Genomic DNA, 15,265 nt, shown 5'->3' with positions numbered 1-15,265 from the left:
GCGGCGGCGCCCGCTGCAGGCTGGACGCCGTACCCGGTCGAAAGGCAACCGGGCACGACCCCCCTGCTAGGAGAACCCCGGCATGACCACTGTTGCTGCGTACGCCGCGCCCGCCGCCAAGGCCCCGCTGGAGCGGACCACGATCGAGCGGCGCGCGGTCGGTGAGTTCGACGTCCTGATCGACATCGAGTTCGCCGGTATCTGTCACTCCGACATCCACCAGGCCCGCGAGGGCTGGGGCACGGCGATCTTCCCCATGGTCCCCGGCCACGAGATCGCGGGTGTCGTCTCCGAGGTCGGTCCCGGTGTCACCAAGTACGCCGTGGGCGACCGGGTGGGCGTCGGCTGCATGGTCGACTCCTGCCGCGAGTGCGAGAACTGCCTCAAGGGCCTTGAGCAGTACTGCCTGGGCGGCAACGTCGGCACCTACAACGCCGTCGGCAAGGACGGCGAGCCCACCTACGGCGGCTACTCGCAGAAGATCGTCGTCGACGAGAACTTCGTCGTAGGGATCCCGGACGGCCTGTCCCTGGACGTGGCCGCCCCGCTCCTGTGCGCCGGCATCACCACGTACTCCCCGCTGCGGCACTGGAACGCCGGTCCCGGCAAGAAGGTCGCGGTCGTCGGGCTCGGCGGCCTCGGCCACATGGCGGTCAAGATCGCGCACGCGATGGGTGCCGAGGTGACCGTGCTCTCGCAGTCCCTGCGCAAGAAGGACGACGGGCTGAAGCTGGGCGCCGACCACTACTACGCCACCAGCGACCCGAAGACCTTCCAGGAGCTGGCCGGTACCTTCGACCTGATCATCTCGACGGTGTCGGCGCCGCTGGACTTCGGTGCGTTCCTGTCCCTGCTGAAGACCGACGGCGCGCTGGTGAACGTCGGCGCCCCCGAGGAGCCGGTCTCCCTCAACCTGTTCTCGGTGATCGCCGGCCGCAAGACCCTCGCCGGCTCCGGCATCGGCGGCATCCGCGAGACCCAGGAGATGCTCGACTTCTGCGCCGAGCACGGCATCGGCGCGGAGATCGAGCTGATCAGCGCGGCCGAGATCAACGAGGCGTACGAGCGGGTGCTGGCGAGTGACGTCCGGTACCGCTTCGTGATCGACACGGCGACGATCTGACCTTGTCCGGCTGCGCCGCGTGGGGCTGGTCGCGCCCACGCGGCGCAGCCGCATATCGACACAGCCCCGCGCCCCAGGGGGGTGCGGCACCGTCAGCCGTAGCCGCGGGCGGCCTGCAGCCTGCGCAGCTAGGACAGACCGAAGACCTCCCCGGCCCCGTAGGCCCGCACCACCACACCCCCCTCCCCACCGGGCCGTACGACATGCACGCGCCCGGCTCCCGCCACCCGGCAACCCTCGGTGCCCACCTCAACCACGGTGTTCTCATCGAGGGCGACGCCGTACGGCACCTCCCCGCGTCCCACCACCGCGACCAGCCGCCCCAGCGTCCCCCACTGCGCGGCATGCACGTCCACCGCGAACGGCACGAGCCCCAGCCCCGCCCGCACGTCGATCTCCTCGAGATCCTCGGCGGTGTCCTCCGGGCACACCGGCACCCCGTCCGCCAGCCATCCGCCGACCACTGCCCGCCGTGCGGCCACGGCGGCGCCCGCGGAGAACCCCGCGTAAGGCAGCCCCCGCTCGGCGAGCTGTTGCGGCAGGCGGTCCAGGCACTCGGTGAACGCCTCCTGGTACGCGGGCGTCAGCCCACCGCACGCCAAGAGACCATCCACGTCGTCCAGTGCCCCCTCCGGCTCGAAACGCCCCCCGAGCGGTACGAGCAACGGCACAGGCGAACACGGGCGGGCCTTCCGCAGCGCCTCCGCATACCGCTCGAACTGCTGCGCCCCGTCCCCCTCGTCGACGATCACGCACCCGACCCGCGGCACATCCCCACCGCGCGCAGCCGCCTGCCGCAGAAATGGCTCGTACACCTCCGGGACGTCCCAACCGCCACCGATCAGAAACGCGGAACTGCTCATTCGGACCCTCCCCTTGCGCGAAGTGCGAATGTACGAGGACGCAGGCACCGCGGTCGCCCGAATATCCGGATCCTCTAATATCCGGATCCTCGAAAATATCCGGATCCTCGAAGGAACCGCAGGGGGTCACGTCTGAGGGCGGGGATCACTTCCGCCGGTTCTGTTCCACAGCCTGCTCGCGGTAGTACGTGCGCCAGATCAGCCGGTGCACCCGCGTCCAGCGCGGCACCGATCGCACGCCGGGGATGAAGGGCACCAGCACCAGGCCCAGGCTGAGCAGGGCCATCACACCCCAGATCAGGGCGTCGGCGTTGCCGGAGGACTTGAAGGGCTCGATCTGGTACCAGAAGGTGTAGAGCCACAGCCACGCCTGGCCAGGGAAGTTCCCGGTCTCGTTCATCATCCCCCACTGGTCGCCGCCGAGGTGCTCGGCACGGGCCAGCGACTCCAGGTGGGAGCCGTCGGAGAGGAAGAGCAGCGGACGGGTGTAGTCGGTCTGGTAGAACTTGCCCTCCGCCTGGAGTTCGCCGTCCAACGCGCCGCTGCGGGCCAGTTCGAGGAGGCGTGCGGTGAGAACGGGGACCGGGCCGTAGTCGCCCTTCGAGGGGGCGCCGCCGCGGGCCTTGGCCAGGGCGTCGGAGTAGGCCGCGGCCCATGCCTGGTGCCGGGCGGCCGGGGCGGCGTCCCAGGTGGCGAGGGCCGCGGTGACGGCGGGCGGTTCCGGGACGTCGCGCAGCGGACGCAGCACGAAGTCCTTCGCCGTGTCCACCGGGATGCGGACGCCCGCGGCGCTCTGCAGCCCGACCGGGCCGAGCTTCTGCGCCGCGCCCGGCGTGTGGTTGTACGGCGGCCCGTACTCGGCCGTTCCGCTGGTGCCGCCGAGTTCGGTCACGGCGGTCGCGGTGAAGTCGGCGCCGTCGGCCCGCGCCCAGGAGGCCAGGGTCACCGGCTTGACGTCGGGCGAGGAGAAGACGGCGGCCAGGACCGCGGTGAGCAGCGCGACCACGACCAGCGCGATCGTGAACTCCTTGACCAGGTCGTACGGCCTTGTGGGGAAGGCAGCCGGGTCCGGCACGGCGGACTCACGGTGGCGTCCTTTCATCGCGCTGCCTCCCGCGTGGTCGCGTCCGCGGGACCGGTGGTGGCGTCGATCGGTGGCACGATCCCGCGCAGCCGGACCAGCAGGATGTGCCAGACCGTCAGCAGACCGAGGACGAAGGGCAGCAGGACGATGTGCCACATCAGCATCTGGCCGAAGTCCAGCACGTTGAAGAACGCGCCGATGCCGACCGAGTTGAGCCCGTCCTTGGCCTGGCCGGCGATCCACTGGGAGTCGAAGTTCTGCTGGACCAGGTAGCCGGTGAAGGCAGTGCCGATCGAGGTGAAGAAACACACCGCACCGGTGATCCAGGTCGCCGCCCGCCGACCGCGCCAGGCGGCCATGAAGAACTTGCCCCACAGGTGGATGACCATGAAGAACATGAACAGCTCGACGCTCCACAGGTGCAGGCCGTTCACGTACTTGCCGGTTCCCGAGACGTGCCACCACGCGGGCCCCTTCAGGGCCAGGACCCCACCGGTGACCAGGACGACGATCAGCGCGGCCACGGTGAGCACGCCGAAGACGTAGATCCACGAGGCCATGTATGCGGGCTGGGTGTCCGGCAGCAGCTTGTCCGGGGGCAGTGCCCGTACCGCCCGTCGCCGGAGTGCTCCGGTCCAGCCTCCGCCGACTCCGCCTGCCTCGCTCATCCTCGGCCTCGCCCTCGGGGGAACGGGAGGAGCAGAGCCGCCACGAAGACCACCAGCATCACCCCGATGACCACCAGGTTGGCGACAGACAGCTGCACCACACCCCAGTGCACATAGAGCCCGGTACCGTTGAGATCGATGGGCGCGGCAAGGACGCGTTCGACGGAGTGCGGGTGTCCTGTCATGATGCGACTCCTCTCAGAGGCCAAGATCAAGTAGAGCGCCTTGCGAGTCTCCCGGCCTCCCGGCCGACCGGACCGTAGGCCGAACGGCTCAATCGCACAGGAGCGGCCCTGCCCGGGGCGGACCTCTTCCTTCGCCGGCCACTCGCCGGCCACTCCGTGTGAGTCGATGATCGAGATGGATGACGAAAGAGGTGATCGGCGATGCCACCGCATTGCGATTCTCTCGACGGTCCCGTTGTCACGGCCGCGCGTCTGGCATTGGAAGACAAGAACATCGATCACGTGTATCCCTACGTGTCCGCGGAGGGAGAGCCGGAAGTCCGTGAGGCCTTCGGTCTCGCTCTCAAGGCGCGGGCGCTCGGCCGGGAGGCACGGGAAGTGGCCGATCGCTGGTTCTTCGAGACGGCGGTCCGTGTGCACCGTGCTGGTGAGGGCGCTCCTTTCACCGGGCTCAAGCCGGCGGGGCTCGACATCGGTCCGGTGATTCCGGCTGCCGAGCGTGCTCTCGACACCGGTTCCGCGGACGAGCTGACCGCGGTGCTGTGCGAGATCGTCCGGGAGCGGGTAGAAGATCGTCTCGGAGCTGCACTGGCCCTCAAGGAGCACGTCGGTGAGGGAGTGGCTGCCGCTCGCGCATATGTGGAGGCCGGGCTCGGACTGCAGGTATGGGCCCATGGCCTGTACAAGCAGGCGTGTTCCACCTCCGCCACCACGTGAACGGGGATACTGCCTGCCACGCGGTGGTGGCCGGGGTCGTATGTCGGCTCGTCCGGCTCGGCTCGACGGCCGGGCCGGGGCCGGGTCTCAGAGGCGGCTGTACTTCTCGATGTCCTCGGTGAACTCCTTGATCGCCTGTGCGGTGAGCGTCGGCCGGGTGTCGGCGATGGCGGTTATGTAGTCGTCGGTGTTGGCCGGTCGGCCCTCCCGCTCCATGACCTCACGCTCGAACGCCGCCTGCGCGCCCTTACGGGCGGCGAACTCGATGTCGGCAGGGGTGAACAGCTCGCTGGCCTCGACCAGTTGGGTGAGGTCCACCGAATCGCCGGCGGTCCTGAGATAGCGGGTCCAGATCGCCGCGCGGGCGGTCGGGTCCGGCGGGCCGATGGGAATGACATAGTCGAACCGGCCCGGCCTCAGGAAGGCCGGATCGAGCGAACGCACGGAATTGGTGGCGCAGGCCAGCAGCCGCGCGTCGTGCTCGCGGAAGCCAGGGATCAGTTTGAGCAGCTCGTTGGTCACCCCGTGCCCTGGGTCGACCGCTTTCCCGGACCGCACGCCGGCGATCTCCTCGACCTCGTCGATGAAGAGCAGCACCGAGTCCAGTTCCGCCAGATCCGCGAAGGCCTCCCGAAGCGCCGCGGCCAGCCCCTCGCTCGTGTCGGCCGCGAGCCGGGACGGAAAGAGCTCCACGAACGGCCAGCCGAGCCGCGAGGCGACCGCTTTGGCGAAGCTGGTCTTCCCGGTGCCAGGGGGGCCGAACAGGATGATCGCCTTGGGAGGGGCGACACCGTAACGGTCGGCCAGCGCAGGCTCCGTCAGCGGGAGCACGACACGGCGTTCGACCACTTGCTTCTCGCGCTCCATGCCGGCCATGGCGTCCCAGAGCCCCTCGGGGAGCATGCGACCGCCCAACGCCGCGAGAACGTCGGCGTTGGCGGTTCCGGGGGGTTCGAGCTTCTCGTAGTAGGTCAGGTCGTCGCGGAACCGGTAGCCGGAGTTCTCCAGGGCCTTCGTCCCGGCGGCACCGGCGGGCAGAAGCGCGCTGATGTGGCGCGTGCCCAGTGCTCGTAGGCGCCGCTCCAGCTCGGCGAGGAGCGCACTGCCGATCCCGCGCTCGCGCCATCGGGAGGCGAGCGCCACCAAGAGGATCCACCCTCGCTTGCCGTGCGCCTGGGCCACGGCCATGCCCACGAGTTCGTCCCCGACCACTGCGACGACCGCCGTCTGACCGCCCTTGGCCGCAGCCATGACCTCGGATACGGGAAACACCCGGTCCTCGTAGCCCCGGCGGCTCTGGTCCCAGATCTGAATGGCCTGGTCGAGATCGTCGTCGCGATAGTCGCGCAGATGCCAAGCGGGCATGGCCACCACCCTCACCCGGCGGGAGAGTCCCATTATCCCAGCCAGGGCGTTCGGCGACGAACCCAGCCAGTCATCCTTCGGCGGGAGCGACACCTATTGAGGAGCGGGGTGCCCAGGACGCCTGGCACGTCGTCCAACGGCCCGGACCTCCGCCGCATTCCGGTCAGGCCTCTGCCGCCACCGCCCGCACCGTGTCGTTGCGGACCTGGCAGTAGTACGCCGCCGCGCCGTCGCCCCGGTAGCTCCACGGCAGTGCTTCCACGTACCCGTCGACCAGCTTGAACTGCTCCAGCGCCGCCTCGTGCCGGTCCTGGAGGTGGAGGTAGAACGCCAGCAGGTGGCGCAGCTGTGCCAGGCCCGGGTGGGTGGGGTCGGCGGCCGCCGCGTCCGCGAGGCCCGCGTCGACCCTGGCCACCATCTCGGGCGTGTTGTCGGCCGCGGTGTCGGTCGACTCGTCGTGCTCGAAGTGCGCGATGAGCGGCAGCGCCGTCAGCAGGCTGCCCAGCGGGGCCTCGGCGGCCGCACGCTCGGCGAAGTCGAACGCCAGCTGCCGGGAGCCCCGCCACTTCGCGCACCAGTACTGGAGAGCCGAGAAGTGGGCCCCGAAGTGGTGCGGGGCGCGGGTCTTGATCTCTGCCCAGAGCTTGTCCAGCTCGGCGTTCGCGTACCCGAGGCCGAGCGCCACCCAGATCTCCGCGACGTACGGCGTGGGGTCGTCGGGATTGAGGGCGGCCGCCCGCGCGATCTCCTCGCGTGCGCCCACCAGCGTCCGGTGGAAGCCCTGGAACTGCTCCTGCGTCGTGTACTTGGCCTTCTTCGCACCCCGCAGCTCCCAGGCGAGGTACACCGTGCTCTGCGCCCGGACCACGGCCGCGTCCGGGTCCTCGGGGCGCGCGGCCTCCCAGGCCAGCAGCCACTCGTCGTCCTTGGCCGCGAGCGTGGCGAGGTGGCCGGTGAGCGTCGAACGGCGCTCCCAGTCCCGGCCGACGGCGCGCAGCGCCGTCGCGGCGGGCTGCCAGTCACCCCGGCGCACCGCGTCGAGGGCGGCGGCCCAGTCGGCGGGCAGCGGGGCGGAGTGGTCCATGTTCTGCCGTTCGGCGGGCAGCAGCCCGAGCTTCTCGGCGGCCTGCGCGGCCTCGGTGCCGTCATCGGGGCTCGGCTTGAAGAACTCCTTCAGGAACACCCCGGCGATCCACACCACGAAGATGAGCGTGGGGACGGCCAGGACGGCCAGGATCCAGAGCAGCACGGTCATGGAGGGTGCGGTCCGTTTCGTCGAGGGTGAGTCGAGGGGGAGTCGAGGGGGAGTGGCGAAGGGGCGGCTACGGCGCGTAGGGTCTGCCGCTCACGCGGGCTGGGGCGCCACCGGTGGCAGCAGTGCCCGCAGCGGTGCGGTGTCGGGGTGGTCGGCGAGCGCCGCCTCCACCGCCGCGTCGAGCGCGGCCTCGGGGCCGTCGTCCGGTGTGTTCTCCGACGTCCAGCCGGGCAGCCGGACGGTGGCCGCGCAGGACCAGGAGAACTCCCAGTGCAGCAGCGAACGGGCGCTGAACTCGGCCAGCACCATCGTCCGCAGCGAGTCGCGCAGCCGGGGCCGGACGAACTCGCGGAAGGCCCGGCCCTTCGCCGCGGACGCCTCCTCGGACAGCGGCAGCCGCTCCGCCACCCGCCACAGCCGGCCGTCGTCGATGACCTCCAGCAGCGCGGACAGCGTCGCCGGCTGCCCGGTGTAGTCGGCGAGCGCCCGGTGCAGCGGGGTGCGTACGGAGGACATGCCCTCGGCCATGGAGGCCTCCAACAGCTCCTGCCACGTGGCCGTGCGCCCGAAGGCGAGCACCTCGTCCGTCAGGACGGTGTCCTCCAGCGCGGTCAGGGTGCGCCGCGGGTCGGTGAGCAGGGCGAGGGCCGCGACCTCGGCCTCCTCGGTGCGTCCGTCGTCGGGCAGCGCCTCGATCCGGCGCACTCGTTCGGCCGTCGGCGGATGGGAGTCGTACGGCGAGGCGGGCTCGGTCGGCAGATCGGTCCGCAGCTCCGCCAGTTCCTGTTCGCGGGCCGTCAGCAGCCGGCCGAAGCCGCCGAAGAACTCGCCGCGCGGCGGCAGCAGCCGTACGGGCAGGCCCAGGGCGGCGTAGGAGTCGAGGTAGAAGTCGTGGGAGGAGACCAGGGCGGGGATCTCGCGCAGCGCCGAGGCGGTCGCGTCGCGCCCGGCGATGCGGGCGGCGGCCAGGTCGGCCGCGTGCTCCTGGGCGCGGGCCGTGGACAGGGAGGCGCGCAGGTAGAGCTTGCCGTACGCGGCGTAGATCTTCGCCATCATCCTGTACGTCGCCCCGACCCCGCTGGTGTCGACCTGCTTCGCCTTCCTGCCCTTGGCGACCCGCTTGGCCGAGGTCCTCTCCTGGCGGGCGCGGTCGGCGGCCACCTTGTCGTCGGCCTTGGCGTGGAACTGCCCGATGACCCGGGCGATCTGCACCCGGCCGCGCACCACGAGCGCGGACAGCCGGGTGTCGCCGCCGGTGAAGTGGCCGTACTCGTGGGCGAGCACGGCGCGCAGCTGCGCCTCGGTCAGACCGGTCAGCAGCGGCACGCCGAGGTAGAGGCGGCGCGGGCCGGGGAGCAGGCCGAGCAGGCGGGGCTCCTCGCTGACGGCCGCGTTGACGTCGGCGGTGAGCAGGATCCGGTCGGGGGCGCGGGTACCGGTCGCCGCCGCGAGTTCCCGGACCAGCGCCCACAGCCGGGGCTCGTCGGCCTCGGTGACCGGGATGCCGGCCGGCTCCTCGCCCCAGGGCGTGCGCAGCATGAACATGCCTCGTACGACGGGCACGGCGAGCACCGCGGTGACGATGAAGAGCTTGACGGCGGCGGGGCCGCGCAGCCCCCAGCCGAACGCGGCGACGTCGACACCGACCAGCGCCGCGAGCAGCAGCAGGCTCAGCAGATAGAAGCCGCACAGCAGGACCAGGGCGCGCAGCGCGCGCAGAGTTGCGCCCATCGGGCAGATCCCCCCACAGGACCCAGAGACATGGACATGGCGAACACCGCACCACGGTGCTGCCGGTGAGTGTGGGGGGACTCGGAGCACACCCGGAGCCGACCCAAGGCAAAGCAAGAGCAAACTCGGAGCATGCGGAGTATGCCCTACCGCAGGTCAGCAGGGCAATCCACTTGATCCAGGGCCCGGCAGGTCAGCCGGGCAGGGTCGCCGGGCTGCCGCCGTTCGCCTCGTACCCCGCCACCGCCAGCGCGCGGTAGACCGCGAACGCGGCGGCCGGCTCGGCGGACAGCGTCCACGGCAGCGCGCCCACATGGCCGTCGACGTGTATCAGCTGGTCCATGGCCTCCGCCCAGCGCTCGGCGCGGACCAGGAAGAAGAGCAGCAGATGGCGGACGTGCGCCAGCATCGGGTCGTCTGGGCGGGCCGTGTGCACCGCGTGCAGCGCGCCGTGCATCGCCTTGGTGACGACCTCGCTCTGGTAGAAGCTCGCGACCAGGTTCACCTCGGGGAGGTGCTCGAAGACCGCGAACAGCGGCAGCGCGGCGAGCAGCGAGCCCTCGGGTGCGCGGGCCGCCGCGGCCTCGGCGAACGCGTACGCCAGCTCGCGCGAGCCGTGCCACTTCTCGCACCAGTAGTGCAGCGCGGCCAGATGCGCGCCCATGTGGTTCGGGTCGCGGTCCAGGATGTTCAGCCACAGCTTCTCGAACTCGGGCTGCGGATAGGCGAGACCGCGGGCGACGGACAGCTCGACGATGTACGGCACCGGGTCGCCGGGGGCCGCCAGCGTCGCCTGCGCGCAGGCCTGCCTGGCCTCCTCCATGATGATGCGGAAGTCGTCCGTGCCCGGCGTCGACGTCCGCCACGCCTGCTGCACCAGGAACTCGGCGTGCACCGCCGCGCCGCCCGCGTCCTTGGGCTGCTCGGCCCGCCACACCCTGAGCCACTGCCCGCCCGGCGTCTCGTGCACCCCGCCCGGCCGCTGCCTCAGCTCCAGCGCCGCCGCACCGGCGAAGGCCTGCACCCGCTGCCAGCGCGCCTCGCCCTCGGCCTCGGTGCCGGCCAGCAGCTGGGCCGCCGCGCGGTAGTCCTGCGTGCGCTGCACCAGCTCCAGGACCTCCAGCAGGTCCTGGTCGGGGCCGGGCATCCGCACGTCCAGCTCCTCCTGGCGCACGAAGCCGTAGTCCGCCGGGTCGGCGGCGTCCGGGTGGCCCGGGGGCACCAGTCCGACGGCCCCGCGTCTGCGCCGAATGATCGGGAGCAGCACGAAGCCCAGCAGGACCAGCGCCATGAGCAGCCAGAGAATCGACATGACTCCAGCGAACCAGACGCCGCCGACAATTGGCCAACCCCGCCCGCCGGGCCTGTGGAAAACCTCGATGCCCGTGTGCGGACACCGGCATCCGGTCGGGCGCACTACGCTCGGTGGACATGAGCGACAGGCACATCAGTCAGCACTTCGAGACTCTCGCGATCCACGCGGGCAACACCGCGGATCCCCTCACCGGCGCGGTCGTCCCGCCGATCTACCAGGTCTCGACCTACAAGCAGGACGGCGTCGGCGGCCTGCGCGGCGGCTACGAGTACAGCCGTAGCGCCAACCCCACCAGGACCGCCCTGGAGGAGAACCTCGCCGCACTGGAGGGCGGCCGCCGCGGCCTCGCGTTCGCGTCCGGCCTGGCGGCCGAGGACACCCTGCTGCGCACGCTGCTCAGCCCCGGCGACCACGTCGTGATCCCGAACGACGCCTACGGCGGCACCTTCCGCCTCTTCGCCAAGGTCGTCAGCCGGTGGGGCGTGGAGTGGTCCGTCGCCGACACCAGCGACCCGGCCTCCGTGCGGGCCGCGATCACCCCGAAGACCAAGGCCGTGTGGGTGGAGACCCCCTCCAACCCGCTGCTCGGCATCACCGACATCGCCACCGTCGCCCAGATCGCCCACGACGCCGGTGCCAAGCTCGTCGTCGACAACACCTTCGCCACGCCCTACCTCCAGCAGCCGCTGTCGCTCGGGGCGGATGTCGTCGTGCACTCCCTGACCAAGTACATGGGCGGCCACTCGGACGTGGTCGGCGGTGCGCTGATCGTCTCCGACCAGGCGCTGGGCGAGGAGCTGGCCTACCACCAGAACGCGATGGGCGCCGTCGCCGGCCCCTTCGACTCCTGGCTGGTGCTGCGCGGCACCAAGACCCTCGCGGTGCGCATGGACCGGCACAGCGAGAACGCCACGCGGATCGCCGACATGCTGACCCGGCACCCGCGCGTGACCCGCGTCCTGTACCCGGGTCTGCCCGGGCACGCCGGCCACGAGGTCGCCGCCAAGCAGATGAAGGCGTTCGGCGGCATGGTGTCCTTCCAGGTCGAGGGCGGCGAGGAGGCCGCCGTCCAGGTGTGCAACCGCGCCAAGGTGTTCACCCTCGGCGAGTCGCTCGGCGGTGTCGAGTCGCTCATCGAGCACCCCGGCCGGATGACGCACGCATCCGCGGCCGGTTCCGCCCTGGAGGTCCCCGCCGACCTGGTGCGCCTGTCCGTGGGCATCGAGAACGTCGACGACCTGCTGGAGGACCTGCAGCAGGCCCTCGGCTAGACGAGGTTCACCAGCCGGTGATCGGTGGAGTCGTCTGCGAGGGCGGCTCCACCCAGGGATGGACGTTCACCGCCCAGACGGTGAACGCCACCGCCGCGGCGCACAGCAGCAGCCACCACAGGCGGCGGGCGAGCCGCCGGCGGCCCAGCATGCGGTCGCCGCGGCGCACGGCCTCGCCGTACAGGTCCGGCGGCAGGGGTGCCGGGGTCTGCTCCAGGATCCGCCGTACGGCGGCCTCTCGCTGGGGACGGTTCACCTGGGCCTCCCGGCGGGCCGCGAGGCCCAGGACGGCGTCGCCCTCGTCGCGCGCGGGGCGGGCGCGGGCGCCGGATGCAGCACGGTGGCCGTGGCCCGGTCGCAGATCGAGTGCACCCGCTCGACGGGCAGGCCGAGCAGGGCCGCCGCCTGTTCCTCGGCGACTCCCTCGTACATCCGCAGCACCAGGACCAGCCGTTCCTGCGGGTTCAGTTCGACGAGCGGGCTGCGCGGATGCGGCCGGGCGCGGCCGACGGCGCCGTAGTGGTGCCAGGCCCCGCGCTGGAATCGGGTGGCGAGGTACTGGCGGGCGCAGTCGTAGGGGTCGTCGCCGTGCAGCCGGTCCCAGCCGGCGTAGGTGTGGGCGAGCGCCAGCGTCAGCAGGCGCCGCGCGCGCGGGTTGGCGTCCGGCGCCTCCGCGGTGAGCAGCGTGGCGGTGTGCAGCAGCCGTCCTGCCGCGCCCGCGACGAACGCCTCGAACTCCCGGGCCCGACGGGCAGCACGGGATGCCTGCCGATCACGCACCGTGCCTCCCCCCTGAGGAGGTCCTGTCCGGTACGGGACAGGCGAACCGCGCACGACGCAGGACCCGGTCTCATATGAGGCCAGCGGCGGCTCGAGGTCAAGACTCGGGACCGCACCAGTGCGGTCGGCCTCAGGACGTCGGCGGCTGCTCCGAGGACGGCACGTGGACCGCCATCCGCGAGGAGAGCGCGGTGTTGAAGCGCGTGAGGAGCGTGCAGAACTGCTCGCGCTCCTCCGGCGCCCAGTCGTGTGTCAGCTCGGCCATCAACCGACGCCGTGACGAACGCACTTCCTCCAGCCGCGAGGACCCGCGCGGCGACAGCTGGAGCACCACAGCCCGCCCGTCCTCCGGGTGCGAGGTGCGCTTGACGAGCCCGGTGTCGACCAGCGGGGCCACCTGCCGGGTGACCGTGGAGGAGTCGATCCCCATGCTCGCGGCGAGCGCCTTGACGCCCATCGGGCCTTCCTTGTCGAGGCGGTTGAGCAGCAGGTACGCGGCGCGGTCCATGGAGTTGCGCACCTGTCCGACGCCGCCGAGCCGGGTCTGTTCGGCACGGCGGGCGAACACCGCCACCTCGTGCTGGAGGGTGTCGAGAAGACCGGTGTCACCGACGGTCGTCATGTCCATCGACATTTCAGGTGTTGTGGGCATGGCCGGAGGCTCGCTTCATGAAGGGCTGCTGGGTTGGGGGACAGGGTACGCGGCCCGGGGGCGGGCCGTACCGGCCCGGGCCAAACCGGTCTCGGAGCTTGGTCACACCCGCCGTGTGCGACCGTGAACTGCGAGACTTGAGTCATGAGCTACGGCACGACTGACTCCTTGCGTTCCGTCACCCTCGACGATGTGCGCGGAGCCCAGAAGATGCTCTCCGGTGTGGCACGTGTGACGGCGATGGAGGGCAGCCGCCACCTGTCCCAGCTGGTCGGCGCGCCGGTGCACTTCAAGTGCGAGAACCTGCAGCGGACCGGCTCGTTCAAGCTGCGCGGCGCCTACGTCCGGATCGCCGGTCTGCTGCCGGAGGAACGTGCCGCCGGGGTGGTGGCCGCGAGCGCCGGGAACCACGCGCAGGGTGTGGCGCTCGCCTCCGCGCTGCTCGGGGTGCACGCCACGGTGTTCATGCCGAAGGGCGCCCCGCTGCCGAAGATCAGCGCGACCCGGGACTACGGCGCCGAGGTGCGCCTGCAGGGCCAGGTGGTCGACGAGACGCTGGCCGCCGCCCAGGAGTACGCGGAGCGTACGGGCGCGGTGTTCATCCACCCCTTCGACCACCCGGACGTCATCGCCGGTCAGGGCACGGTCGGCCTGGAGATCCTGGAGCAGTGCCCGGAGGTGCGCACGATCGTCGTCGGCGTCGGCGGCGGCGGGCTGGTGGCCGGTATAGCGGTCGCGGTGAAGGCGCTCAGGCCGGACGTGCGGATCGTCGGGGTGCAGGCGGAGGGCGCCGCGGCCTACCCGCCCTCGCTCGCGGCCGGCCGTCCGGTGTCGGTGGAGAACCCGGTGACGATGGCCGACGGCATCCGGGTGGGGCGGCCCGGCCTCGTGCCGTTCGGGATCGTCCAGAAGCTGGTGGACGAGGTACGCACGGTCAGCGAGGACCAGCTGTCGGCCGCGCTGCTGCTGTGCCTGGAGCGGGCCAAGCTGGTCGTGGAACCGGCCGGGGCGAGCCCGGTGGCGGCCCTGCTCGGCGATCCCGGAGCCTTCCCCGGCCCGGTCGTCGCGGTGCTCTCCGGCGGCAACGTCGACCCGGTGCTGCTACAGCGGGTGCTGCGCCACGGCATGGCCGCGCAGGGCCGCTACCTGGCCGTTCGGCTGCGGCTGACGGACCGTCCGGGCGCCCTCGCCACGCTCCTCGGGGTGTTGTCGGCGGTCGACGCCAACGTCCTCGACGTGAGTCACGTACGCACCGATCCCCGGCTCGGGCTCACGGAGGCGGAGGTGGAGCTGCACCTCGAGACGAAGGGACCGGCGCACTGCGCCGAGGTCGGCCAGGCCCTGCGCGAGGCGGGCTACACGGTCATCGACTGAGGCCGGCCGGGGCCTGGAGCGGGCGGGCACTCGGTCGGGGAAAACCAGCGAGAAACGCGTCATGTCGCGTTATGGTGTGTCGTGTGGCGCCGGTCCGTCGGCCGCCTGTCCGCCGGTTCGCGCACGGAAAGCCCCAGGTGGAAAACCGCAGGCGGCGCCGAGCGGACAAACCTGGCCTTTCCGCAGCCCCGCCGTCCGTACGTACCGCTCGGCGACCGCTTGACGACATGGCTGCGCCCCCGGTGTCACGCGGACGCCGGGGGCGCGAGGCGAAGCGGTGAGTGGGATCAGCCCGAGTACGGGTCGGCCTTCAGGATCCGCACCGAGGCCTTCTTGCCGTTCGGCAGCTCGTACTCCGCGTCCTCGCCGACCTTGTGGCCGATCACGCCGGCACCCAGCGGGGACTGCGGCGAGTACGTCTCGATGTCGGTGCTCGCGTACTCGCGGGAGGCGAGCAGGAACGTCAGCGTGTCGTCCTCGTCACCGTCGAAGGCGATCGTGACGACCATGCCGGGCGCGACGGCACCGTCCGCGGAGGCCGGAGCCTCGCCCACCTGGGCGTTCTCCAGAAGCTGGGTCAGCTGGCGCACACGCAGCTCCTGCTTGCCCTGCTCCTCCTTGGCAGCGTGGTACCCGCCGTTCTCGCGCAGGTCGCCCTCCTCGCGCGCGGCCGCGATCTTGGCGGCGATCTCCGTGCGCGCAGGACCAGTAAGGTACTCAAGCTCGTCCTTGAGCTTGTTGTACGCCTCCTGGGTCAGCCAGGTGACGTTCTCGCTGGTCTGGGTCACAGGGTGCTCCTCGTCGGTACTGGGAATACAAAGCATCGCCCTACCCAGAAGAATGTTCCTTCTTGGATGGGCGAAACCACGAGCCTAACAATTC

At 71.3% G+C, this 15,265-nt stretch carries 16 protein-coding genes; 4 read left to right on the top strand and 12 right to left on the bottom strand.

Annotated elements, in window-relative coordinates; translation table 11 throughout:
• Window positions 1–82 precede the first annotated feature (82 nt).
• A complete protein-coding gene (locus ACWC5O_RS24160; protein ID WP_450583883.1) occupies window positions 83–1,123 on the top strand; it encodes an NAD(P)-dependent alcohol dehydrogenase in 1,041 nt (346 codons plus the stop codon).
• Between the two features lie 128 nt (window positions 1,124–1,251).
• Here the strand turns inward: ACWC5O_RS24160 and ACWC5O_RS24155 are convergent, their stop codons facing one another.
• The 4 genes from ACWC5O_RS24155 to ACWC5O_RS24140 form a co-directional block, all read right to left on the bottom strand.
• Complete coding sequence (locus tag ACWC5O_RS24155) at window positions 1,252–1,986, bottom strand: hypothetical protein (protein ID WP_450583882.1); 735 nt, start codon at window positions 1,984–1,986, stop codon at window positions 1,252–1,254.
• Between the two features lie 145 nt (window positions 1,987–2,131).
• Window positions 2,132–3,088 (bottom strand): hypothetical protein, encoded by a 957-nt coding sequence (locus ACWC5O_RS24150; protein WP_450583881.1) that lies wholly within the window; start codon window positions 3,086–3,088, stop codon window positions 2,132–2,134.
• Window positions 3,085–3,738, bottom strand: coding sequence for a cytochrome b N-terminal domain-containing protein (locus ACWC5O_RS24145; protein WP_450583879.1), 654 nt, complete (start codon window positions 3,736–3,738; stop codon window positions 3,085–3,087). The genes ACWC5O_RS24150 and ACWC5O_RS24145 overlap by 4 nt, the downstream gene beginning before the upstream one ends.
• Window positions 3,735–3,923 carry a hypothetical protein gene (locus tag ACWC5O_RS24140; RefSeq protein ID WP_450583877.1) on the bottom strand — a complete coding sequence of 63 codons (189 nt, stop codon included), beginning with the start codon at window positions 3,921–3,923 and terminating at the stop codon, window positions 3,735–3,737. Before ACWC5O_RS24140 ends, ACWC5O_RS24145 begins: the two co-directional genes overlap by 4 nt.
• Before the next feature lie 201 nt (window positions 3,924–4,124).
• On the opposite strand from ACWC5O_RS24140, the gene ACWC5O_RS24135 reads away from it, so the two are divergent.
• Window positions 4,125–4,640, top strand: a complete 516-nt coding sequence (locus ACWC5O_RS24135; protein WP_450583875.1) for a DUF6448 family protein — start codon at window positions 4,125–4,127, stop codon at window positions 4,638–4,640.
• A gap of 87 nt (window positions 4,641–4,727) precedes the next feature.
• Here ACWC5O_RS24135 and ACWC5O_RS24130 read toward each other — a convergent pair whose 3' ends face one another.
• From ACWC5O_RS24130 to ACWC5O_RS24115, 4 genes are all read right to left on the bottom strand, one after another.
• Window positions 4,728–6,014: an ATP-binding protein gene (locus tag ACWC5O_RS24130; protein WP_450584165.1), complete on the bottom strand. Its 1,287-nt coding sequence runs from the start codon at window positions 6,012–6,014 to the stop codon at window positions 4,728–4,730.
• Window positions 6,015–6,168: 154 nt separating this feature from the next.
• Window positions 6,169–7,260, bottom strand: coding sequence for a hypothetical protein (locus tag ACWC5O_RS24125; RefSeq protein WP_450583874.1), 1,092 nt, complete (start codon window positions 7,258–7,260; stop codon window positions 6,169–6,171).
• A gap of 90 nt (window positions 7,261–7,350) precedes the next feature.
• The gene (locus ACWC5O_RS24120) at window positions 7,351–8,991 is read right to left on the bottom strand and encodes a M48 family metallopeptidase (RefSeq protein ID WP_450583873.1); all 1,641 of its coding nucleotides are present in this window, start codon (window positions 8,989–8,991) and stop codon (window positions 7,351–7,353) included.
• 193 nt (window positions 8,992–9,184) lie between these two features.
• Window positions 9,185–10,303: a hypothetical protein gene (locus tag ACWC5O_RS24115; RefSeq protein WP_450583871.1), complete on the bottom strand. Its 1,119-nt coding sequence runs from the start codon at window positions 10,301–10,303 to the stop codon at window positions 9,185–9,187.
• Window positions 10,304–10,422: 119 nt separating this feature from the next.
• On the opposite strand from ACWC5O_RS24115, the gene ACWC5O_RS24110 reads away from it, so the two are divergent.
• Entirely contained in the window at window positions 10,423–11,577 is a 1,155-nt protein-coding gene (locus ACWC5O_RS24110; RefSeq protein WP_450583870.1) for a cystathionine gamma-synthase, read from the top strand.
• Between the two features lie 7 nt (window positions 11,578–11,584).
• On the opposite strand, the gene ACWC5O_RS24105 is transcribed toward ACWC5O_RS24110, so the two are convergent.
• From ACWC5O_RS24105 to ACWC5O_RS24095, 3 genes are all read right to left on the bottom strand, one after another.
• Complete coding sequence (locus ACWC5O_RS24105) at window positions 11,585–11,833, bottom strand: hypothetical protein (protein ID WP_450583868.1); 249 nt, start codon at window positions 11,831–11,833, stop codon at window positions 11,585–11,587.
• A complete protein-coding gene (locus ACWC5O_RS24100; RefSeq protein WP_450583867.1) occupies window positions 11,830–12,357 on the bottom strand; it encodes a sigma factor-like helix-turn-helix DNA-binding protein in 528 nt (175 codons plus the stop codon). Before ACWC5O_RS24100 ends, ACWC5O_RS24105 begins: the two co-directional genes overlap by 4 nt.
• 130 nt (window positions 12,358–12,487) lie before the next feature.
• Window positions 12,488–12,991: a MarR family winged helix-turn-helix transcriptional regulator gene (locus tag ACWC5O_RS24095; RefSeq protein ID WP_450584163.1), complete on the bottom strand. Its 504-nt coding sequence runs from the start codon at window positions 12,989–12,991 to the stop codon at window positions 12,488–12,490.
• Between the two features lie 162 nt (window positions 12,992–13,153).
• On the opposite strand from ACWC5O_RS24095, the gene ilvA reads away from it, so the two are divergent.
• Window positions 13,154–14,383 carry a threonine ammonia-lyase gene (gene ilvA, locus ACWC5O_RS24090; RefSeq protein WP_450583865.1) on the top strand — a complete coding sequence of 410 codons (1,230 nt, stop codon included), beginning with the start codon at window positions 13,154–13,156 and terminating at the stop codon, window positions 14,381–14,383.
• Window positions 14,384–14,670: 287 nt separating this feature from the next.
• On the opposite strand, the gene greA is transcribed toward ilvA, so the two are convergent.
• Window positions 14,671–15,171: a transcription elongation factor GreA gene (gene greA, locus ACWC5O_RS24085; protein ID WP_450583863.1), complete on the bottom strand. Its 501-nt coding sequence runs from the start codon at window positions 15,169–15,171 to the stop codon at window positions 14,671–14,673.
• Window positions 15,172–15,265: the final 94 nt, after the last annotated feature.

The sequence above is a fragment of the Streptomyces sp. NPDC001450 genome, from assembly GCF_053597295.1.
Note: the sequence above shows the minus strand (reverse complement) of the source record. Positions and strands in the feature narration are given on the sequence as shown.